A 21,041-nucleotide genomic window follows, 5' to 3' on the forward strand; every position below is an offset into this window, starting at 1 on the left:
CTCCTTTGGAATCGGAAAGAAGGAAGAGGAAGGTCGAGGCCGCAGAACGGGGACTACTTTCGAAACGCCGCCGCCAACCCCTCCGCCGTCATGTGCTCGGCGTTCCAGTCCACCGCCTGACTCAGGCTCTCGGCGTGGGGCAGGCCAGCGTTCAGCACTTTCTTGGTGCCTTCCAGCGCTCTGGGCGGCAGCGTGGCGAGGTGGGCGGCCAACTGCTCGGCGCGGGCAAACAGGGTGGCGGGGTCGGGAAGCACCTCGGTCACCAAACCGATGTGCTCGGCCCTCTGCGCGTCTATCGGCTCTCCAGTGAGGGCCAGTTGCCGCGCCCAGCCCTGCCCCACGATGCCGGGCAGGCGTTGCAACCCGCCCAGATCGGCGGCGATGCCCAGCCGCACTTCCGGGAGGCTGAAGCGGGCATCCGCGCTGCACAGGCGGATATCACAGGCGCTGATCAGTTCGGTGCCCGCACCGATGCACCAGCCGTGCACGGCAGCGATCACGGGAATCGGCAGCGCCGCCACACCCTCGAAGGCCGCGTGCATCGGGGCGACCTGGGCGCGGAACTTCTCCAGGTCGCCCAGCGACTCGCCGATACTCTGGGCCGACGATTTGACGTCCAGCCCGGCGCTGAAGAGTTCCTCGCCGCGAATGATCAGCGCCCTGGCCGGGCCGAGTCGGGCCAGAACTTCGGCCATCTCGCGCCAGAAGACCGGTCCCATGCTGCCTTTCTTGGAGACGATGGTCAGGGTGGCGACCTCATCGGCAAAGGTGAGCCGAACGGACTGTTCACTCATGGCGGAAGTGTAGCGCGGGAAAGTGGACCGGGCTCAAGGAGAGACGACCGGCTTCATGCCGTACTGGAGCCGCTACCAGACCACCCACATCACCAGGGCAGCGGACAGTACCGGCAAGCCGTACCGGAACGTGACCAGGAGGCCGTCTGAAAGCCCATTGACTGACAGGCTGCCCAGCACGACCTCAAACAACACCAACACACTGACCAGCCCAGCGGTGCCCACGCTGACCCACCCGGCTTCGCGTCCTCACCAGTACGCCAGACGAGGGGGTATCAGCAGGACTGTGCCCGTGAGAAGAAGGCGAGCGAGTTCACCGAGCGCACTGAAGATGCCAGGCAACCAACTGTCGTTTGTGGTCACGCAGCAGGCCGAGGGAAATAGCAGCGCTGGCATCAGCAGAAATATGCCCAGACCACCGAGGATCTGGCTGCTCGGCGGCTTGAACGTGGTCAGCAGCAGTGTGAACCCGCCAACGAGTAGGGCCAATACACACCCCAGGATGAGTCCGAGGGGTTGGGCCAGCGTTGGTGTAACGGGTGGGGAATTCTCGAACGACTTCTCTGGCGGCTTCGGTGGCAGCACCTCCGGCAGCGTCACCAACACGCCCTTTTCGGCCAGACTGCCACATTATACCCCTCGACAATTTCTGGCCGCAGCGTGATCAGGCTTTTCTCAATGGCTGTATTGTTGTTCGCTGGGACCAGGCCCGCTTCAGTACAGCCCTGTCTGTCCCACTCGGGTTGGAGCCGTTCAAGATGGTCCACTTTGTACTGTTCTAGAGCAGTGACACATATTCTGGCTCTGTTTCCGGCCGCCACCTGATAGGCCGCTGCCTGAGCCTGGGTTTGTTGTTGCGGTGTCAGCGGCGAGGGTGCTCTGGGTGGCAATTTGGGGGAGTTGCTCAGCGACCCCGTCCAAGTCTTGCCACCTGTATCGGTCACCTCCACTTTGAAGTCTTCAAGTCCACCACTGCTGAAGATAATCCGGCTATTGGATACGGCAGGTGTTTTGAACTTGCCACCAAAAAACCGGGTCATATTGAACACATGGTTGTCGCAAGACTGGCCGTTAAACGCCTTGGTGGTTCCACTCTCCATAACAGTGAACGCCACCGCGTTGATGTAGGCATGAAGGTAGCGCTTGGCTTCCAGCTCGCTGCTAGACATGGTTCGTGTAGATGCGCTCTCCAGCAGCAAGACAAGCCAGAGCAGCCACCCCCACTTCACCCCACCTGCTCCGCTCCAAACACCCGCCCCGGCTGCTGGTACTCGTCCTGCGCGGCCACCAGCTGAATTTCGCGGGTTCCGGCGGCGTGGGTCATCTCCAGCAAGGCGTACAGAGCACTCATGCTGAGGCTCAACGCCTGCGACACGTCTCCGGTCTTGAGGTAGTGTCCCAGAAACAGCGCGGCGATGGCGTCCCCGGTGCCGTTGCGCGGCGGGTCGAGCGGCAGCATGGGCGTGCGGCACAGCCACGCGCCAGCGTCCGTCACCGCCAGCGTCTCGATGCTGTCCGGCGGCGCGTCCACCCGCACCAGACTGGTCACGACCACCACGCGCGGCCCACCCTCACGCAGGGTGGCGCGGAGCTGGTGGGCGGCCATCAGCGCTTCCTCCAGCGTCTGAACCGTGGTGCCGGTCAGTAGTTCCAGCTCGAACTGGTTGGGCGTCACGATGTCGGCCTGCGGTACGGCCAGCGCGGCGATGCGCTCCGGCAGTTCGGGCCTCACGAACACCCCGCGCCCGTAATCGCCCATCACCGGGTCGCAGCAGTACAGCGCCGCTGGGTTGGCCGCCCGCACCCGCTGCACTGCCTCTGCCACCGCCGCTACCGTGCCCTCGCTGCCCAGGTAGCCGCTGAGCACCGCGCCGCAACTCGGAAGTGCTCCCCGCGCTTCGATGCCGCTGAGCAATTCGGCCACCAATTCCGGCGCGAACACCTGGCCGGTCCAGGCTCCGTAGCCGGTATGATTGGAAAACTGCACGGTATTGATGGCCCACACCTCGAAGCCCAGCCGCTGCAAGGGAAAGACGGCGGCAGCGTTGCCGACATGGCCGTAACTGACCCACGACTGAATCGAGAGGATGTTGGGCGGTGCTGCAGGGCCAGGGGTGGTCATGGCCGCACAATAGCGCCGCGCCTTGCCGAGCTGGGGCGAGCGCATTGGGCAGGCGCGTTAGCAGGTTAGCGGACGGCTCAGGGCGTGCAGGCGTCCACCCCCGGCCGGGTCGCCAGCGTGAACTTGCAGCCGTACTTGACATCGGCAATCGTGCTGGGCGTCATCACATCGTCGCCCGCCGGCCTGGGGCCGCCGCTGGCCCAGGCCATCCAGTCGTTGAAGGCCGTGACCACTTCCGGTCCCGCGAACTCGCAGTGGCCTGCCGCCCGAATGGCCCGCTGGACCAGCAAAACGGTGTTGCCGTTTTGCTGGTCCGCCTTGAAATAGTGCATTTCGTGACCAAACGGCACGTACAGGTCGCCCAGCGTGTGCATGGTCAGCACCGGCACCTTGAATGTACCCTCGATGACGGGCAGCCAGCGCAGCCCGCCGGATTGCGGCGGGTTGGCGGCGGGGTCCGCCGTGACGCGCAGAATGCTCTGGTTGTAGGCCGTCTCTGCGGCGGTGGGAGCCGCGCCCTGGGTCCAGCGGTAGGTGACGTCCGGGTTGCCGTAGATGGGTTTGGCGAGGATGCCGTTGATGGTGCCGTCCGAGCCGCCGGTGCCCAGCACCGCCTTTTGCCAGGTCGCCGATTCGAAGCCCACCGCGTCGAACACCGGGCGCGGCCCGCCGGTCAGGTTGAGCGCCACGTCGCGCAGCCTCGCGCCCTGCACGGCGTTGGGCGTCCAGGTGGTATCGGTCACGCTGCTGAACAGGCCCGCCGTGATGTCGGGTAGGAGTGCCTGGAAGCCGCTGGCCGGGGAGCTGGCCGCGCCGTATCCGGCCAGTTGCTGGGCGTTGAGGGTGTAGTCGCCCAGCCACTGAAATTCGTAGGGCGGGTCGAGCACCCCGCACAGCGGCATAGCGGCGTCGTAACGGACCTTGTGCTTGGCGGTGGCCAGGGTCTCGGCCTCCACAGCGGCGGCGGCGACGTTGCCGCCCATCGACACGCCCATGATGTAAGTTGCTTTCGGCGCGGTGTACCTGTTCTGGGTCAGCACTCCGAATTGCTGGGCCAGCGCGTTGGTGTCCTCGATACCTGCCCGCACGTCGTAGTAGTTGGCCGAGTAGCTCGACGCGGCCCAGGCGTAGCCCTGCGAGAGCATGTAATTGCCGAAGTCCGCCGAGATCGGCGGCGTCACGTTCAGCGCCTCGCCGGTGCCCGCGTAGCCGTGCGCATACATCACCAGTTTGCCGTTCTACTTGTCCGGCACCTCGATCACGTAGCCCGCTTTGCCGTGCTCGCCGTCGTAGCCGCCCTGGTACACCGAGGCACCCGGCAACGCCGGGAACGTGGGCGTGGCCGCCGTGAAGACGCGGCTGTCCTGCAAGCGGGTCTGGGGCGGCTGCGTCGTCGGCCTGGAGGTCATGGTGCAGGCGGTGAGGAGCAGGCCCGACAGCAGTAGTGAAGCGAAACGTCGATGGCTCAGATTCATGAATCCTCCCAGAATGATGGTGATGTGCTGGAAGCATTAGAAACCCCGATTAGACTGCTGTCAAATCCCTTCTTTTTGAAGATAGAGGGCTACTATTGTGCAACTTTAGGGACTTATTTGTTCACCAGTTCCCGGCCCAGATATGAGCTCAGCGCCACGCCCAGGTCGATGCCGATCGCCAACCCGTCTGCACCAAAGCGGGCCAGGCCCATCAGAGCCGCGTCCAGTGTGGCACTGATGGCCTTGCCTACACCCATGGCCTGATTCCCGGTGTTGAAGTTCATGCCCCGAGTGTTGAGGGGTAGCAGTGGTGTGGGCGACAGTTGCGCGGCCTCAACCGTTCAGCTGCACCTGGGCCACTTGGCACAGCATCCGGAACATCTGAAACAGGTGGAAGGCGTCGGGACTGCTGTAGCCCACCGTCACGGCGTCGATGCGGGTCACGCCCGGCACCCGCCCGGCCTGATCGGCCCTGGCCTGGTGATCGAAGGAAAGCTGCACGCTGGCCGGAAAGATGACCGTGAATGGCTTGAGCCGGGTAGCCTGCTCGACCGCTTCCCGTGCTCCTGCCTGAATCCGGCGGCACGCCTCAGCCGGGTGCAGATGTACGGCGCTGAACATGCTCAGGCCCTCTTTGACCGCCACACCGATCACCTCCGCGCCGAGATCGTCTTGCACCTGCTTCACGGCAATGTCGTCGCCGCTGACGAACACCGTTGGCACACCGTAGTGTCCGGCCAGCAGCGCGTTGAGGTACGGCTCCCCGGCCTGCACACCGTTGATCCTGACGTCGCGCACCGAGCCGTTCCAGGTGTGGGCCAGCGGCGCGCCCTGGGTTCCGGCGCGGGCGTGGTAGCCCACCATCAAGAGCGCCACCACGCCGCTTTCCTGCACGCCCTGTACCATGCTCAGAGGCCGGTCGTTACCCGACACGTAGCGCACCCGCTCGTCGATGTGTTCGGGCAGCAGGTTGCGCATCGTCTCGTGCGAGTCGGCGATCAGCACCCCGCTTGCGCCGCCCTCGAAGGCCCCTAGGGCGGCGGCGTTGGCCTCGCGACTCATCTGGAGACGGGCGCGTTCGTACTCGCCCGCATTGACCAGCCCCCCAAACTCCGGTGGACTCACTTGCACCCACGACGCCACCCCGCACACGCCTTCCATATCCACGCTGATGACGACATTCATGGGCTGAGCGTAGCGGCTGGGCGGTAGCCTAGGCAAATGACCACCGTGCAGATGACCGAATTGCAGCGCGTCGAGGCGGCCCTGGCCGCGAGCTGGCGTGGCTATCCCGGCGATTGGGCCACCTTCGGCCCGCTGAGCGCTGTCTACGCCAGGGCCGGGCTGCCGATCAACGTGGCGCTGGGAGCCACCAACGAGGAAAGCGCAGCAGAGCAGTTGCCGCAGATCGAAGGCTTCTTCGCCGCCCACGCTCACGCCGCCTCCGTGCTGGCGCACTCGCACGCGCACCCGGCGCTTCTGGCGGCGCTGGCGGCCCGGAACTACCACCTGGACTATCTGCTGCATACCTACGCTCGTGCTCCGTCCGGCGAGCGGCCTGCTTCAGCCTTCGAGACGGAGCTGGTGACGCCCGACGAATGGATCCGGATCACGCCGCTGGCCTTCGGGCCGGAGAGTCTTGAGATGATGCGGCTGGCGGCCAGCGTGGCGGATGTGGTGCGGCTGGGCGTCAAGGTGGGTGGCCAGTGGGCGGGCTTCGGGGCTGTGACCGTCATGCCGGATTCAGAGGGCGGTGTGGCCCTGCTGTTCAGCGCCGGAACCCTGCCGGAGTATCGCGGCCAGGGCATTCAGGCGGCTCTCCTCGCGGCCCGCTTGCAGATCGCCCACGAACAGGGCGCGACGCTGGCCGCCGTGGACGTGTCGCCCGGCAGCGGCAGCGAGCGCAACGTGGTGCGGGCAGGCTTCGGGCTGATTGGAGCGCGGCTGAATTTTGTGCAGACTCAGGGCTGAAGGGTGTGGCCCGCGCTCCGCAGCGCCGTCTGTGCTTCCCCTAACTGCTCGCGCTTGACCAGCACATAATCGGTGTCGAACGTCGAGACGGCGAAGATGCCCACCCCGGCGTCACGCAGCGGATTGAGCACGGCGGCCAGGATGCCGGTTAAGCCAAAGTCGAAGGGGCCGTGCAACTTGAAGGCCACCCAGCCGGAGGCATGCGTCGTCCCTGGCGGCAGCAGGTGGGCCTCGCAGACCAGCGAGAGTTCGTCTTCGCTGCGCGTCAGGCTGAACAGGGCGCCGGTTAGCAGTTCCGTTGGCAAACGTGCCGAGGGCGGCCACTGTGCCACCGCAAATTCGGTGGGATCAGGGCCGCCCAGCAGCGACAGCGTGAGTTGAGGCGTCATGCCGCCCAGTCTAGGGCAGGCTTACTGTCCTTTGGCGAGGCGTTCAAGCACCAACCGCGAGACGGTCTTGAGCGTCTCGAAGACGCCGCGTCCCTGGTCGGCCACCGCTTCGTGCCACTGCAGTTCGTGCTTGGGGTCAATTACGGCGCGGATCATCTCGGTGCTGAGCGCGCCGTCGAGGTCGCGCTTGTTGATCTGGAGAATCATCGGCACTTCCTTGACGTCGATGCCGTGCTCCAGCAGGTTCTCGCGCAAGTTGCGCATGCTCTCGGCGTTGGCGCGCAGGCGGTTGGGTGCGCTGTCCGCGACAAACACGATGCCGTCCACGCCGCGCAAAATCAGCTTGCGGCTGGCGTTGTAAAAGACCTGCCCCGGCACGGTGTAGAGGTGAAAGCGGGTCTTGAAGCCCTGCACGCTGCCGAGATCGAGCGGCAGAAAGTCGAAGAACAGGGTGCGCTCGTCTTCGGTGGCCAGGGAGACCATCTCGCCGCGCAGGTGGCCCGGCACCTTGGCGAAGACCTGCTTGAGGTTGGTGGTCTTGCCCGACATGCCGGGGCCGTAATACACGATCTTGCAGTTGATTTCGCGGGCGGCGAAGTTAATGGTACTCACATCATTCCCCTTTGGGCCAAGGCCGCGCGGCGAGGCGGGCGAAACGGTGAACGGAGTCGGGGTGAATCCCGAGTGGCGGACGTCGGTGTCGGACCAGCTTGGAATCAGCCCAGCAGATCGTCGAGCATCGAGACGGCGTTGCTGCCGAAATCCGCGTCGAATTTGATCGGCGGCGCTTCCTTGAGGGTTCTCATGATCTCGCTGAGGACCGTGATGGTTTTCTTGGCGTGCAGTTTGACCCGGCCCAGCGGCACGCTGCTGTCGAAAATCAGGGTGAGAAGCGCCACGTCACCGACCGACTCGACGTAGATGGCTCCCTGTTCACCCTGGTGAATCTGCTCGCTGAAGGTGCGTTCGCCGAGCATATTGGCCAGTGCGGCAGTCGCGGCGGCGTTGGAGGCCACCAGGGTCGCCACCGAGTCGAGGGCGGGGGGGCGGGGGGCCCACAGCGCTTCCTTGTGAGAGAGCACGAAGCCCTTGCGGTCAACCAGAAGGCAGTAGCGGACACCTGTGGCCGCGAGCAGGTCTTCGACTTGCGTCTCGACCTGATCGAAGGCGTCACCGTACAGCGCGAGAGAAGGCTCAATCATCGAGGGGCAGTATAAGGAGGGTGTTCTTACAAGAGGCGTACAGATTTTCAGGCAGCGTTGGGGCGGTACCGGCCCCGGCTCACCTGAATTGGCTCATCTGGCCAGCGGAGGCAGCCGCTACACTGCCCGGCGTGAAGCCCCTGCTCTCCCTGACCCTGCTGCTGTCGCTGCTGAGTGCTGCCGCCGCGCGCCCGGTCGCCATCGGCGGCGTGCCGACCAGCCCGGTGATCGAAACCAAAGTGCTCCCCAGCGGGCGCGAGGGGCTGCCGATCTGGTTTTTGCCGCAACTGGGGCTGCAAACCCGCAACGATCCCCAGGACGTGTGGCTCAGCTACGGCGCACGCAGCCTGCGTTATACCGCTCCGGGCGGCTGGCAGGCCACGGGCTTCAGTGTGCCCGCGCCGCTGCCCGCGCCCGAGCGCTACGGCGCGGGCGGCAGCCTGCATGTGGGCCTGGAGGTGCTGCGCGCGCTGGGGGTGCCGTTGGGGGGCAGCACCCAGCGCCTCGACGTGCGGGTGGTTCGCTCCGGCGTTGATGCGCCCGAGCCGCCTGTGCCGCAAGTGGCTTTTCAGGCCGCTCCGGTCAGCCCGCCCGCGCCTAAGCCCGCTCTCCAGACGGCCCCGAAAGCGGCCACCGTCAAGGCGACGGGCAAACTCAACCCGGCCAAAACCAATTCCGCAACCTTCAACCCAGTCAAGGCGGCCACCAAAGCGGCGGCCCAGACAGCCGTGACCCAGTCACCCAGAAATCAGTCGCCTGCGCCGCTGGTGCCCCGCAGCACGGCCCAGCCCACCCCAACCCAGGTCAGCCGGGTACCGACGCCCCCGCCCGCACTGAGAAGCGCCAGCGTGGTGCCGACGCCAAAGCAGAACCCGATACCGACTGCGCCCGTTCCCGCGAGGGCCGCGTCCGCTTCGGTCCAGCCGCCGCCCACCCCAGCTGCCCCGATCCCGCCCGCAGCGACGCTGCCCGCACCCACCCCGCCGACCGTTTCGCCCTCGGCGGACAGCGCTCCGGCTCCTCCGGCCCCGCTGCCCACGCCGCTGAGCGGTCCCCGGATTCTGGGCGTGCGCTCCAGCCTCAGCACCATCCGCAACATTCAGGTGCAGCGGCTGGTCATCGATCTGAGCGGTCCCGCCACCTACAGTGCCCGGAGCGAGCGCGGCGGCGTAACCCTCTTTCTGCCGCAGGCGAGTGCAACCCCCGGCGTGCAGACCCTGGAAAGCGGCGACACGCTGACCTTCGCCCCCGACGAGCGCGGCGTGACGGTGCGGCTCGACGCGGGCGGCGGCCAGAGCCAGGTGATAACCCTGGACGACCCGGACCGCCTGGTCATCGACACCGCCACCAGCCTCAGCGCCGATGTGCCGCCGCCCATCAAGGAGGACGCCCTGCCGGACGGCGTGAGCCTGAACGTGTTCGGCGGGCTGTCGCTGCTGAGTTTCGATGCCAGCCGCTACGCGCCGCATGTGGTTGCGGCTCCCAGCGGGGCGGCGCTGAGCGTCGCCGAACTGGTGCGCCGGGGCGGCGGGGTCGCGGGTATCAACGGAGGTTATTTCGATCCGCCCAGCGGCTTGCCGGTGGACTTCGTGGCCTCGGGCGGCAAACTGCTCTCGGCCAGCCTGGAGCGGCGCGGCACGGTGGGCTTCGATGCGCGCGGCGCGGCCCTCTTCGGCTTTCCACGCCCACGCTACATGCTCTCCGGCACCTTCGGTACCCTTCTGGTCAACACCGTCACCGCTCGGCCCGCGCCCAAACTGCTCACTGCCTTTGTCGGCGACGGCAAGACGGTGGTGGGCGGACCGGGCCTGCTGACCCTGACGCTCAATTCAGCGGCCAATGGCGTGCTGCGCGCCGACATGAACGGCACGGTGCCCGCCGCCGATCTGATCAGCCTGACGTTTGACCCGGCCCGCTTTCCGCAGTTGCCGCGCACGCCGGGCAGCGCCCTGCAAGCGGTGCTCAATTACCAGTCCGCCGACTGGCAGAACATCCGAGAAGGCCTCAGTGCCGGCCCGATGCTGATTCAGGGCGGTCAGATCGTGCTCGATCCGGCCCGCGAAGCCTTCGACGTGCTGACCGGGGTGTGGCGGCCCACCCGTCAGGTGGCGTTTGCCATCTATAAAGGTCAACCGACCCTGGCGTTCCTGGAGTTCGGCACCCCCGAAACCTTCGCCCGTGCCCTGCACAGCGCCGGGGTGCAAGAGGCTTTGCGGCTCGACAGCGGGTCGAGCGCTACTGTCTTCGTGTCGGGCGGTTACCTGGGCACGGGCGGCTACCTCAACACGGTCTGGAGCCGCCCGGTGCCCAACGCCATCGTTCTGGTGCCGGTGGGCGCGGCGGGGGCGCTGGGTACTGGCAACAAAGTCAAGTAGCGGGGCCAGTTAGCGCGGCGCGGGCTGTTTCAGTCGCCCGCGCCCACTTTCGCCAGCAGCCGCTCGTCTTGCTGAGCGAGTTCGAGAATGTGGTAGCCGTAGGCGTTGAACACCTGCGCGCCGCTGGCCTCGTCGGTGTACGACACTTTCTTGCCCTCGTACTCGTGGATATGGCCGTGAACGACCAGCCTGGGGCGGCGCTTACTGATAAAGCCACTGATGAATTCGCAGCCCCGGTGGGCGTAGTCACTGCCCGCGTGTGGGCCCGTCGGCGGCGCATGCGTCAGGAAGATGTCCACGCCGCCGCGCGCCTGCCAGGCCAGCTTGCCCAGTCCCCAACGCGCCTGGGCCGGGGTGTACTGGTTCTCGCCATCGCGGTAGCGCGGCACCCCGCCCCAGCCCGCGATTTTCAGCCCCGCCTCGCTGACGACTCGCCCGTCGGCGTTGATAACGCCCTGTGGCAGATGCCGCCCCGACCCTTCGTTGATGTACTCGTCGTCATGGTTGCCCGGCACGTACACCACCGGCACGGTCAGGGTGGACGCCAGAAATTCCAGAAAATAACCGGGAATGTCACCCGCCGACAGCACCAGATCAAGCGGCGGCAGGCCCTGGGGAAACCCGCTGCGGTACACGTAAGGATGGACCATGTCTGCGATAACCATGACCCGCTTGGTCGTGGTCGGGTCAGACGTGTCGAACTGGGCTTGGGTCGGAATCCGTGATTGAAGTGAGGGCTGAGCGAGGGACGTCATGGCTGAAGGCTCCTGCCCGGAGACGGTGAAACGAAGGAGTTGCCGTCAATTGAACGGCTGCGCTGACCGCCGGAAAAACGCGACCATCCTCGTAAACCACCGGGGCTTGTATCCCGGCAGTCTAGCGCGTTTTCGCTGTGGGCGGGGTGTTTCCTACAGAATACTAAAGATGACCGACCCACCTTCTGACGTCCCGATGCTGCGCACTCCGCGCCTGACGCTCTGGCCACTCTCCTCTGAAATCATCACCCGGCAACTGACCGGGGGACCGTTTGTTCTGGAGTTACCAGCTGTCGGCCGCGCTGTATTCGATGCGCACTGGCCCAGCGGCGCGCTGGGATTTTTCCCCGGTTGGGCCAAGCATCCTGATTTGATCAGCGGTTGGGTCATCCTTCACGCGGGGGAGGCGGTCGGCACCATTGGTCCCAAAGGTCCGCTGACGGGCACAGTCGAGATCGGCTACGGACTGCGGTCCCAGAATTGGAACCAGGGACTTGCCAGCGAGGCGGCGCGAGCGGTGACGGAGTGGCTGCTGGGGCTACCGGAGGTCAAGAAGGTCACCGCCGAAACCGCGACCGGCAACGCCGCCAGCGCGCGGGTACTGGAGAAAGCAGGTTTTGTCGAGATTGGGCGCGATTTTAGTGAGGAGGACGGCGAACTGCGGCTGTGGGCCAGAGTGAAGATCCCTTAGCCGTATTGGGCCTTATGGCGCCGCTTCAGCTCGGCGTACTCGGGATTGGCCGCCGCCTCGTCCCACTTTGCCTTGAAGATGCGGGCCGACTCGGCCTTCACCGGGTCCTCGGGGCTGCGCGGCAACTCGGGGCGGCCATGCGCGCCGCTGACCCCCTTCTGGTCGTCCGGCACCGGGCCGTCATACTTTTTGCCGCCCTTGTGGTTGGCGTAGCGCCGCGAGCGGGTGTAGCCCATCTGAAGAAACTTGCGGGCCATGTCCGCGCCCACGAAGTCGCCTGCCGCCAGATACTCCAGAAACAGCTTGAAGATGGCCTCGCTGCTCTCCCGCGCCGCCTCGGGGGTAGCGAAGCGCCAGTACGGCAGGATCTCCGATTTGTACGGCTGCACCAGCAAGACGCCCTGTTCGCCCACGCCCACCCGGTACAGCTCAGGATGCGCCCGCAGATCGAGTTCGGCGTAGTGGAGGCTGTAGTCGAATTTCTCGGTCGGTTGGGAAACGTCTTTGGTCTCCGGTGTTGGCTTGGTTGTCTTCATTCCAGCTCCGCATCACGGGTTTTGAAATGCGAAAAGGCGGAGGTCGCCCCCCGCCCCGCCTGTTCCTGGGTTCAGTTCAGTTGCTCGTCGTCCATCATCGCCTGAAGCATCCAGCGGATCTTGTCGATGGTGGCGGCGTAGCCGTTGTACAGGTCGGCGGTGGCGTGGTCTTCGGCGTCGTCCACCGTGCCGGAGTCGTCGCGGTAGCCCTTGCCCACCCGGCTGAGATCGGCGACCAGATCGGCCACCTGGGTGCGGGCGTCACGCACCGTTTCGGTGGGCACACGCACCACGCTGTACTTGTCGAGGTCGCTCGGCGCGTTCTTGGGGCTGCCGCCCAGCGCGACCAGACGTTCGGCCTGCTCGTCAATGCTGGGAAAGATTTCCTCGATGAACTCGTCGTAGGCCAGGTGCAGATCGCGGAAGAAGCGGCCCCGGATGTCCCAGTGGTACTTCTTGAACTTCAGGTACAGGCAGATGCTGGTCGAGAGGTTGCGCTGCAAAGTCTCCGAGACGATGCCGAACTGCTCCTCGGTGAGGTAGTGGTGGTTGACCAGCTGGTTGAACGCCCCGCCCTCGTGCGCGGCGTCGGTGCGCTGACCTACCGAAGCCTCGGCAGGAGAGGGCGCGTTGTGAACGTCTTCCACGATCAGCGGCGCGGTCTTGTTCTTGCCGGCCTTAGCGCTGGCGGGCGCGGCGGGCGCGGCTGCCGCTTGTACGGCGGACTTGCTGCTCTTCTTGGTCATGGGCCTAACTTACCCCTGCCCCCGCGCCGGGCAGATGACGTGCCCGTAAGGACACCTTTAACTCTTGAGATGCGATTGCGGTATGTGCTTCAAACGGCCCTGAAGCGCAGTTCGTTGTCCTGCACATCCAGCACCACCGCGCCGAGGTCAGCGAGTTCGGCCAGGTGAGCGCTGATCACGCTGCGGTTGAGCAAGGCCGCACTGGGCGTCGTCATCTGCACGCCCAGCGCGTCGCAGACTCGCTTGAGGGCCGTGTCCACTGTGGAAGCGTCTTGAACGGCGGTCAGAACTGCCTCCGTGACGGCCCCAAACGCTGCCAGGTTGGTCGCCACCAATCCAGTCAGGTTCTCGGTGGGGTTCCCGTGTCCCGGCACGGTGAGACGCACGCCCGGCACGTCGAGCAAACCGGCGGCACTCGCCTTCATAGATGTGCTGTCCACACAGAACGTCAGCGGGTGCTTGGCCAGTGGTTCCTCGCCGAACAGGGCGTCGGCAGCGTACAACACGTCACCGAAGCGGACCGCATACATCTGCGAGGCGTGACCGGGCACGTCTATCAGTTCCACCGCCACGCTGCCGAGCGTGACCCGACCTGCCGCCACCGCCTGCGCCGGACTTGCCGGAGCGAGCAGGAACTTGGTCCGCAAGACTTGCGGCGGGTGCGCGCCGTAGAGATATAGCGGCTCCAGCAGCGGATGCTGGATAATGGCGGCCTCGAAGGGCGGCGCAAAGATCGGCAGGCCCGGAAACCGCTTGAGGAAAGTGGCGTTGCCGCCGTGATGGTCGGCGTGCGAGTGGGTATTGAGGATGGCCGTCGGCGTCAGGCGCTGGGCCTCCAAGGCGCGCAGCAGCTTGCGGGCGTGTGAATCGTCGAGGCCGGTATCGACCACTAGCACGCCGGATCCTTCCACGAACACTAGCGAATTGACGGCGGCGGCAAACAGAAGCGCGCCGGGCGCGAGCGGCAGCAGATCAGACATGGTCCGAGCTTAGCGGTTGCCCGCCCGGGGTCGCTTTACGGCTGAAAAGTAAGGTGGCCCAGTAAAGCGATGAGAAGCACTTGAGATGAGTGAAGCTTCCCGGTATTCTGCGGCCTGTTCGTCCCCCACAGTTTGTCAACCGTGTTCGTGCTCAGGGCTGCCGCTGCACGCCTTTCCCCGTTTACCGTCGGTCATTTGACTGTGCTCGACTGTGCCCGAACGTCAAGGAGAAACATGAAGAAGCGCTTCCTCCTCACTGCCCTCGCGCCCACGCTGTTGCTGGCGGCCTGCAATACCGGAGCGACCACTCCGACGCCTCAGCCTCAGCCAAGCGCAGACACCACCCTACCGGTGATCAGCTTGCTGGCCGCGCCCGCCTCGGTCAGCGCGGGCAGCAGCGTGATCCTGACGGCCACTGCCAGCGACAACGTGGGGGTGAGTAGCGTCAAGTTCTACCGGGACGACACCCTGCTCGCCACCGATACCAGCGCGCCCTACGAATACACCCAGGTGACTACGGCTGCAGATGTGGGCACCCTCGGCTTCAAGGCCGTGGCCAGCGACGCAGCAGGCAACACGGCCAGCGCTGCGGCCAGCGTGACCGTAACGACACCCAGGCCACCAGTCAGCCCGGATATTGACCTGAACATCAGCGCGATAACAATCTCAGGAAATCTGCCGATTACTGCTGCGGTCAGCAGCCAGATTGGCATTGCCAAGGTGGAATTTCTGCTGGACGGCAAGAGTGTGGCTACGGACGTGACTGCTCCTTATCAGGTGGTTTTGCCCGGCCTGACCAGTCTGCAAAACGGTCTGCACACTCTGGTCGTGAAAGCGACCGATCAGAACGGCCAAGTCAGTGAAGACAGCCAGACGTTTCTGATCGCTATCGACGATAACGAGCCGAATAACAGTGTTCTTGCAGCAAAGACAATTAAAATTGGCGATATCTTGAACGGCACAATCGCTGGACAGGCACAGGATGTCGATTACTTCCGATTCAATGCCGTCAAGGGCGATCAACTCAAACTGGGTGTGATGGGTAAATCACTGACAGCCAGCACCCTCGATCCTTACATCACGCTTTACTCGCCTGACGGTCAGACCATGCTCGAGCGCAGCGACGACGGCGGCCCTGGCGAAGATGCCGAGATCCTCTTTAACGTGCCCGCAGCTGGCAGCTACGTGATCGCAGTCACAAGCTTCGACATTCATGACGATCCCGACGCCAACGACAATCTGCCGACCAATTTTTACCAGCTTGCCCTGACCCGCCGCTGAGCCGTCGCCTGGCCCGGCTTTGCCCTGGTCTCTCTCAAGGAGCGTCAACGTGAAGATCTCTTCCCATACCGGCCTCAAGGCCCTGTCCCTTCTGACCCTGAGTATTGCCCTGGCCGCCTGCAACCAAGCCGCGACCCCGCAGTCCCAGGCGCAGTCACCCCGCCCCGCCGCTCACCTCAAGCTGGCTGACAACGCCGCGCCCCGGCAGTACTTCGTCGAGCTTTCCGGCGATCCCACCGATCTGTCGGCCCAGAGCGTCGGCAGCCAGCAGGCGGGTTTTCGCGCCCAGGCCAAGGCCCAGGGCATTCAGTACCAGGAACTCAAGTCGTACTCGCTGCTGTTCAACGGCTTCGTGGTCGCGGCAGACACCACCGCCAAGCGTCAGATAGAGCGGCTCGGCGGCGTGGTGGCCGTCTACCCGGTGCAGCAGATTCAGATGCCGCAGACGCAGGCGATTCAGGCGTCTGCCGAGCCGCAGATGTTCACCGCACGCGGCATGACCGGAGCGGATATCGCCAACAACGAACTCGGGCTGACGGGCAAGGGCATCAAGGTCGGCATCATTGATTCGGGTATCGACGTCGACCACCCAGCCTTCAAAAATCGCATCATCAAGCAGCACGACTTTGTGGGTGACGCTTACAACGCCAATGATCCGCAGAAAAGCACCCCGGTGCCTGATGAGAGCGCTGACGATTGCGGCGGGCACGGTACCCACGTCTCGGGTATCGTGGGCGGTAACGATCCCTCTACTGGCTTCAAAGGCGTGGCCCCCGAGGTGGTGTTCGGGGCCTACAAGGTGTTCGGCTGCGAGGGCTCGGTCAACGATCCAGTGGTTATGGACGCCATGGAAATGGCAGTGCGCGACGGTATGCAGGTCATCAACATGAGCCTGGGCAGCGGCTATGACTGGGCCGAGTCGCCACTGGCCCGCGCCGCCAGCCGGGTGGTCAAGCGCGGCGTCGTGATGGTCAACTCGCAGGGCAACGAAGGTGACAACGGCCAGTTCTCGTCGGGTTCACCGGCGGCGGGCGATCAGGTCATCTCGGTGGGATCGGTGGCGAACGTGGCGTTCCGGTTGCCCAAAGCGGTGCTGAGTGACGGCACCGAGATAGGTTACACCAACAACAACGACGGCCACGACGCCCCGCTGAGCGGCAGCATCGAAGTCGTCAAAGGTCCCAAGAGTAGCCCCACCGCCACCGAGGACGGCTGCACCTCCAGCGGCGGCTACGCGCCCAACAGCCTGACCGGCAAACTGGTGCTGATCCGGCGTGGGACTTGCTCCTTTTACGAGAAAGCCTTCAATGCCCAGAAAGCCGGGGCGGCCATTGTCCTGATCTACAACCGCCTGCCCGAGCACCTCGACGGCGTGGGGCTGACGGGTGATCCGGCCATCACCGTGCCGGTCATCTCGATCAGCGGCGTGCTCGGCGCCAAGATCGACGCAGCCATCGGCAAGGGCAAAACCACCCTGACCTGGACCAAGGACACCATCAGCATCGCCAATCCGGCGGGCAATACCAACTCGACGTTCAGCAGCATCGGCGCGACGCCGACCCTGACCTTCAAGCCGGAAGTCTCGGCCCCCGGCGGCTCGATCTACTCGACCTACCCGCTGAGCAAGACGGCGGTGGGCTACCAGACCCTCAGCGGCACCAGCATGTCCTCGCCGCACGTGGCGGGCGCAGTGGCGTTGCTGCTGCAGGCCCACCCCGGCATGGCTGCCAAAGACGTGGTTACGCTGCTGCAAAACACTGCCAATCCGGTGTCGCTGCGATTCAACAGCACCACCTACGATGGTCTGCTCAATTACGTGCAGCAGCAGGGCGCGGGCATGATCGACATTCCAGCGGCGGCGACCACCCAGGTCATCGCCACGCCCAGCAAGCTCGAACTCGGCGAGAGCCAAACGTTCCCCACCCGCCTCAAGGTGGTGGTGTTGAAAAACAGCTCCAGCAAGGCCGTCACCTACACGGTTTATCACTACCCGGCGCTGACGCTCTACGGCGACACCTACACCGTGCAGCCCGACGACGAGAACGTGGCGACCATGACGGTCAACGGCCAGAGCGTCGACGGCGAAAGCACAGTCGACGTCACCGTTCCGGCGGGCGGTCAGACCGAACTCAATCTGGCGATCACCGCGCCTGCCGGGGCCGACGACCTCAGCCAGTACGGCGGCTACCTGATGCTCGACTCCAAGAACGGGGGCGGCCACCTGAGCGTGCCGTACATGGGCTTCAAGGGCGATTACCAGGCCATTCCGATTTTGACCGACGCCTACATCGGCGACACCAAGGTCAAGTTCCCGGTGCTGATCCAGCGCGACGCTGCCGGCGATCAGGATTTCGCGCCCGACAAGCCGGTTTACACCCTGGCCGATATCAAGCCCGGCAAGCCTGACCAGCCCTACGCGTTCGTGCATTTCAACCACCAGGCCCGCCGCGCCAACCTCGACGTGCTGAATGCCAACGGTTCGCTGGCCGCCGAACTCGACCGCGACCAGTACCTGCCGCGCAACGCCAAGGACCACTTTGCCGCTGCGGAAGACGACGTGTGGTTTGCCTTCAGCTGGGACGGCAAGGGCACCGACGGCAAGAGTCTGCTGCCCAACGGCGACTACAAGCTGCGTCTGCGGGTGCTCAAGCCGCTGGGTGACGAGAGCAACCCCGCCGATTGGGAAACGTGGGTCTCGCCAGCTTTTGGCATCAAGCACAACTGAATCCAGCTTCTTTCGGGGATTTCTTGCGGCGCTTCCTTTCGGGGGAGCGCTTTTTCGCTGTTTGCTTTTTCGTTGTCTGCCCGTCAGATTTGTTAGCCTGTCTGTGATGCCCCGCCGCCTGCTGATTCTGCCGCTGCTGCTGAGTGCTTGCTCAGGTCAGATCAGCGGCGTGCAGACCTTCTCGTATGTGGGCGGGGATCTGCGCGGCGGCCTGATCAGTTACGACCACGTTCCCCCGGCGGGCGGTCCCTACGCGCCGCTGTGGCAGACCTGCGGCAGCTACGACGCGCCCATCTATCCCGAGTATGCCGTACACAGTCTGGCGCGCGGCGCGGTGTGGTTGACCTACCGCCCCGACCTCGCCCCTGGCGATCTGGTGGCCCTCGAAGCGGTTCAGGCTCAGCAGCCCTGGGTGCTGCTCTCGCCGCAGGGCGCGCAGGCCGCCGCCGTGATCGCCACCGCCTGGAACGCCCAGTTGGAGGTTCAGCGTGTCGGCGACAGCCGCCTGCGCCGGTTCGTGCAGCGTTACGCCAGTTCGACAGCGGTGCCGGAAGCCGGGCAAGCCTGCGCGGGCGGCTATGCGGGCACCCAGTAGGGGAGGGGATGATGCTTGAGCGTGCCCGCCAGCGCCTTCGATCGGCCCAGCGTGTGGTCGTCATGACGGGTGCGGGCATCAGCGCCGAGAGCGGGATTCCCACCTTCCGGGCCGCCCAGACCGGCCACTGGGCCAGATTCAGGCCCGAGGACCTGGCCAGCCCGGACGCTTACCGGCGAGACCCGGAGACGGTCTGGGCCTGGTATGCCGGGCGCTGCCGCGGAGTGCAGGCCGCCCAGCCCAATCCCGGCCATCTGGCCATGGCCGAACTGGAGCGCCGCCAGGGGAAGGGCTTCTTGCTAGTGACCCAGAATGTAGACGGGCTGCACCAGCGCGCCGGAAGTCGCCGACCCGCCGAGCTGCACGGCAACCTGACGCGGGCACGCTGCGAAAGTTGCGGCCTCAAACAGCCTCTGAACGCACAGGAACCGTTCACGCCGCCGAGCTGCCCACACTGCGGCACGGTAATGCGCCCCGACGTGGTGTGGTTCGGTGAGCGGCTCCCGCCGCTGGCGCTGGCCCAGGCCGAGGCCGCCTTCTCATCGGCGCACATCGCGCTGGTGATCGGCACCAGCAGCCTGGTCGAGCCTGCCGCCAGCCTGGCGCTGCTGACCCTGGATACTGGAGGCACCGTGATCGAAATCAACCCGGAACCGACGCCGCTGACCCCTCTCGCCACCTTCTCGCTGCCCATGAGCGCCAGCCGGGCGTTGCCCGCACTCTTGGAGGGCTGGTCATGAGCCAGGCCGAACCTGGCCTGCTGCTGCGCCCCTACGCCAGCCGCGATCTGGCCGCCGTCTACGACATCTGTCTCAGAACAGCCGATGCGGGCGGCGACGCCGCGCACCTCTACACCGATCCCTGGGTGCTGGGCCACCGCTACGCCGGGCCGTATGTGGCCCTCGAACCGGGGTTCGCCTTCGTGCTGGAAAGCCGTGAGCGGGTGGTCGGCTACATCCTGGGTGTGCCTGACAGCGCCCGCTTTGCCGCCGAGAGCGAGGCGCGGTGGTTCTCGCTGCTGCGCCCGCTGTACCCGCTGCCCGCCGAGAGCGACAGGAGTCTGGATGCCCAGGCCCGCCGTCTGATTCACGCCGGATGTCCCGCGCCGGACGCCGCCTGGCTGGAGAAGTACCCGGCCCACCTGCACATCGATCTGTTGCCGCAGGCGCAGGGACTGGGCCTGGGCCGGGCGCTGATGGAATCTCTCTGGGCCGCGCTGCGGGCGGCTGGCGTGCCGGGCGTGCATCTGGGCGTCGGTGCGGGCAACCCCAGGGCGCACGCCTTTTATACCCACCTGGGCTTCACCGAACTGGAAAAGGTGGAGGGCCGCTTCTGGACCCTGGGCTACGATCTGCGCTGAGAAAGCCGAATTGAGTCAACGTTGCCGGTGCTCAGACCTGCTGCGCAAGTGCCCAGCCGCTCAGCAGGGCCGCTTCGACGCGGGGGCCGTGTCCATCACTCTCGCACCAGTCGCCGCACCAGCCGAGCCGCAGCTCCGGCAGCCAGCCGCAGGCCTCGGGAAAGCGCTTGTCCGGCGTGGCGTAGCGCCAGCGGTGGGCGAAGCTGTCACCCACGCCGAAGTCGCCCACGATCTCTTTTGCGGCGGCGATCAGCGCGGCCTGCACCTGTTCCGGCGAATCTTCCAGGTGCTGCTCACTCCAGTCGGCGCGGGCGTGCAGCATCAATGCGGGCGGGCCGGGTCGCTTGGTGTGCTCCCGGGCGATCCATTCCAGTGCCGGGTGGTCCTTGACATTCAGGGCGGGCCAGTCGGCGTTGACATCGGCCTGCAGCGCCGCACCGACGGCCCAGCAGGGGCGCAAGGTCACGGCGTCCAGCATGGAGGTGTCCGGCCCGTTGGTGAGTCCGGCCAGCAGCACGCTGAGCTGCGGCGCGGGCGCGTTGAGCAGCAGGGTGCGGCCCCCGAAGACCCGTCCGCCGGCACTGATCAGTCGCCAGCCGTCCTCGTTGCGCTCCAGGCGGGTAATCTGGGTACTGGTCTGCACGTCCAGCTCCCCGGCCAGCGCCTTGCCGATGTCGCTCATGCCGCTGCGGCCCACATAGCGTGGGTGGCCGTCCTCGGGGGTGCTGATCTGCCCGGCCTGCCGGCTGGGTATCTGGCGGGTCCACTCGCTGAGCCAGCCTGCGTCCAGGCCTTCCTCCACCAGCGCCCGTGTGCGCGGCTGCCGGGCCGTGAAGAAGCGTGCGCCGTGATCGAGCCGCAGCGGCCCGAAGCGTTTGGTGGCGGCCCGGCCCGCGACGCCGCGTGCCTTGTCGAGCACCTGCACCCGCATGCCGGCAGCGGCCAGGTCACGCGCCGCCGCCAGTCCGGCCAAGCCCGCGCCCAGGATCAGAACGTCCATCATGGGCGGAGTGTAGCGCCCTGAGCGGCCCGCGCCGTTGGCGT

General features: G+C 65.7%; 25 protein-coding genes. 8 read left to right on the forward strand and 17 right to left on the reverse strand.

Features of this window, described 5'->3' with window-relative positions; all coding sequences use genetic code 11:
- Positions 1-53: 53 nt before the first annotated feature.
- The 9 genes from GUI70_RS06265 to GUI70_RS06295 form a co-directional block, all read right to left on the reverse strand.
- The gene (locus tag GUI70_RS06265) at positions 54-794 is read right to left on the reverse strand and encodes an enoyl-CoA hydratase-related protein (protein WP_161881449.1); all 741 of its coding nucleotides are present in this window, start codon (positions 792-794) and stop codon (positions 54-56) included.
- Positions 795-866: 72 nt separating this feature from the next.
- Entirely contained in the window at positions 867-1,019 is a 153-nt protein-coding gene (locus tag GUI70_RS06270) for a hypothetical protein (protein WP_161881450.1), read from the reverse strand.
- 24 nt (positions 1,020-1,043) lie between these two features.
- Positions 1,044-1,394, reverse strand: coding sequence for a hypothetical protein (locus GUI70_RS24270; RefSeq protein WP_237724742.1), 351 nt, complete (start codon positions 1,392-1,394; stop codon positions 1,044-1,046).
- Positions 1,391-2,023, reverse strand: coding sequence for a hypothetical protein (locus GUI70_RS06275; RefSeq protein ID WP_161881451.1), 633 nt, complete (start codon positions 2,021-2,023; stop codon positions 1,391-1,393). The genes GUI70_RS24270 and GUI70_RS06275 overlap by 4 nt, the downstream gene beginning before the upstream one ends.
- A complete protein-coding gene (pdxY, locus tag GUI70_RS06280; protein ID WP_161881452.1) occupies positions 2,020-2,916 on the reverse strand; it encodes a pyridoxal kinase PdxY in 897 nt (298 codons plus the stop codon). Before pdxY ends, GUI70_RS06275 begins: the two co-directional genes overlap by 4 nt.
- A gap of 77 nt (positions 2,917-2,993) precedes the next feature.
- On the reverse strand, positions 2,994-4,139 hold the full coding sequence (locus GUI70_RS06285; RefSeq protein WP_306468269.1) for an alpha/beta hydrolase: 1,146 nt from the start codon (positions 4,137-4,139) through the stop codon (positions 2,994-2,996).
- 15 nt (positions 4,140-4,154) lie between these two features.
- Positions 4,155-4,391: a hypothetical protein gene (locus GUI70_RS25145; RefSeq protein ID WP_306468271.1), complete on the reverse strand. Its 237-nt coding sequence runs from the start codon at positions 4,389-4,391 to the stop codon at positions 4,155-4,157.
- Positions 4,392-4,504: 113 nt separating this feature from the next.
- The gene (locus tag GUI70_RS06290) at positions 4,505-4,675 is read right to left on the reverse strand and encodes a hypothetical protein (protein ID WP_161881453.1); all 171 of its coding nucleotides are present in this window, start codon (positions 4,673-4,675) and stop codon (positions 4,505-4,507) included.
- A 49-nt stretch (positions 4,676-4,724) separates the two neighbouring features.
- Positions 4,725-5,576, reverse strand: a complete 852-nt coding sequence (locus GUI70_RS06295; RefSeq protein WP_161881454.1) for a M55 family metallopeptidase — start codon at positions 5,574-5,576, stop codon at positions 4,725-4,727.
- Between the two features lie 36 nt (positions 5,577-5,612).
- Here GUI70_RS06295 and GUI70_RS06300 point away from each other — a divergent pair, with 36 nt between their 5' ends.
- On the forward strand, positions 5,613-6,362 hold the full coding sequence (locus GUI70_RS06300) for a GNAT family N-acetyltransferase (protein ID WP_161881455.1): 750 nt from the start codon (positions 5,613-5,615) through the stop codon (positions 6,360-6,362).
- Here GUI70_RS06300 and GUI70_RS06305 read toward each other — a convergent pair.
- From GUI70_RS06305 to mglB, 3 genes are all read right to left on the reverse strand, one after another.
- Positions 6,353-6,751, reverse strand: a complete 399-nt coding sequence (locus tag GUI70_RS06305; protein WP_161881456.1) for an ACT domain-containing protein — start codon at positions 6,749-6,751, stop codon at positions 6,353-6,355. The two genes, GUI70_RS06300 and GUI70_RS06305, sit on opposite strands and share 10 nt — an antisense overlap.
- A 21-nt stretch (positions 6,752-6,772) precedes the next feature.
- On the reverse strand, positions 6,773-7,363 hold the full coding sequence (gene mglA / locus GUI70_RS06310) for a GTPase MglA (protein ID WP_161881457.1): 591 nt from the start codon (positions 7,361-7,363) through the stop codon (positions 6,773-6,775).
- A 104-nt stretch (positions 7,364-7,467) separates the two neighbouring features.
- On the reverse strand, positions 7,468-7,953 hold the full coding sequence (mglB, locus tag GUI70_RS06315; protein WP_161881458.1) for a GTPase-activating protein MglB: 486 nt from the start codon (positions 7,951-7,953) through the stop codon (positions 7,468-7,470).
- 131 nt (positions 7,954-8,084) lie between these two features.
- Here mglB and GUI70_RS06320 point away from each other — a divergent pair, with 131 nt between their 5' ends.
- Complete coding sequence (locus tag GUI70_RS06320; protein WP_161881459.1) at positions 8,085-10,328, forward strand: phosphodiester glycosidase family protein; 2,244 nt, start codon at positions 8,085-8,087, stop codon at positions 10,326-10,328.
- A 29-nt stretch (positions 10,329-10,357) separates the two neighbouring features.
- Here the strand turns inward: GUI70_RS06320 and GUI70_RS06325 are convergent, their stop codons facing one another.
- Positions 10,358-10,993 carry a metallophosphoesterase gene (locus GUI70_RS06325; RefSeq protein ID WP_161881565.1) on the reverse strand — a complete coding sequence of 212 codons (636 nt, stop codon included), beginning with the start codon at positions 10,991-10,993 and terminating at the stop codon, positions 10,358-10,360.
- Positions 10,994-11,252: 259 nt separating this feature from the next.
- Between GUI70_RS06325 and GUI70_RS06330 the strand changes: the two genes are divergently transcribed.
- On the forward strand, positions 11,253-11,774 hold the full coding sequence (locus tag GUI70_RS06330; protein ID WP_161881460.1) for a GNAT family N-acetyltransferase: 522 nt from the start codon (positions 11,253-11,255) through the stop codon (positions 11,772-11,774).
- On the opposite strand, the gene GUI70_RS06335 is transcribed toward GUI70_RS06330, so the two are convergent.
- From GUI70_RS06335 to GUI70_RS06345, 3 genes are all read right to left on the reverse strand, one after another.
- Positions 11,771-12,310 carry a DUF4385 domain-containing protein gene (locus tag GUI70_RS06335; RefSeq protein ID WP_161881461.1) on the reverse strand — a complete coding sequence of 180 codons (540 nt, stop codon included), beginning with the start codon at positions 12,308-12,310 and terminating at the stop codon, positions 11,771-11,773. The two genes, GUI70_RS06330 and GUI70_RS06335, sit on opposite strands and share 4 nt — an antisense overlap.
- Positions 12,311-12,381: 71 nt before the next feature.
- The gene (locus GUI70_RS06340; RefSeq protein WP_161881462.1) at positions 12,382-13,056 is read right to left on the reverse strand and encodes a Dps family protein; all 675 of its coding nucleotides are present in this window, start codon (positions 13,054-13,056) and stop codon (positions 12,382-12,384) included.
- An 89-nt stretch (positions 13,057-13,145) separates the two neighbouring features.
- A complete protein-coding gene (locus tag GUI70_RS06345; RefSeq protein WP_161881463.1) occupies positions 13,146-14,036 on the reverse strand; it encodes an MBL fold metallo-hydrolase in 891 nt (296 codons plus the stop codon).
- A gap of 351 nt (positions 14,037-14,387) precedes the next feature.
- Between GUI70_RS06345 and GUI70_RS06350 the strand changes: the two genes are divergently transcribed.
- From GUI70_RS06350 to GUI70_RS06370, 5 genes are all read left to right on the forward strand, one after another.
- Entirely contained in the window at positions 14,388-15,317 is a 930-nt protein-coding gene (locus GUI70_RS06350; protein ID WP_237724758.1) for an Ig-like domain-containing protein, read from the forward strand.
- A gap of 49 nt (positions 15,318-15,366) precedes the next feature.
- Positions 15,367-18,042, forward strand: a complete 2,676-nt coding sequence (locus tag GUI70_RS06355; RefSeq protein WP_237724743.1) for a S8 family serine peptidase — start codon at positions 15,367-15,369, stop codon at positions 18,040-18,042.
- Positions 18,043-18,148: 106 nt separating this feature from the next.
- Positions 18,149-18,637, forward strand: coding sequence for a thioredoxin-like domain-containing protein (locus tag GUI70_RS06360; protein WP_161881465.1), 489 nt, complete (start codon positions 18,149-18,151; stop codon positions 18,635-18,637).
- Between the two features lie 8 nt (positions 18,638-18,645).
- Positions 18,646-19,377 (forward strand): SIR2 family NAD-dependent protein deacylase, encoded by a 732-nt coding sequence (locus GUI70_RS06365; protein ID WP_161881466.1) that lies wholly within the window; start codon positions 18,646-18,648, stop codon positions 19,375-19,377.
- Positions 19,374-19,997, forward strand: a complete 624-nt coding sequence (locus GUI70_RS06370; RefSeq protein ID WP_161881467.1) for a GNAT family N-acetyltransferase — start codon at positions 19,374-19,376, stop codon at positions 19,995-19,997. The genes GUI70_RS06365 and GUI70_RS06370 overlap by 4 nt, the downstream gene beginning before the upstream one ends.
- A 31-nt stretch (positions 19,998-20,028) precedes the next feature.
- Here GUI70_RS06370 and GUI70_RS06375 read toward each other — a convergent pair whose 3' ends face one another.
- The gene (locus tag GUI70_RS06375; RefSeq protein WP_161881468.1) at positions 20,029-21,000 is read right to left on the reverse strand and encodes an NAD(P)/FAD-dependent oxidoreductase; all 972 of its coding nucleotides are present in this window, start codon (positions 20,998-21,000) and stop codon (positions 20,029-20,031) included.
- Between the last annotated feature and the right edge of the window lie 41 nt (positions 21,001-21,041).

Source organism: Deinococcus alpinitundrae (genome assembly GCF_009982895.1).
GTDB lineage: Bacteria > Deinococcota > Deinococci > Deinococcales > Deinococcaceae > Deinococcus > Deinococcus alpinitundrae.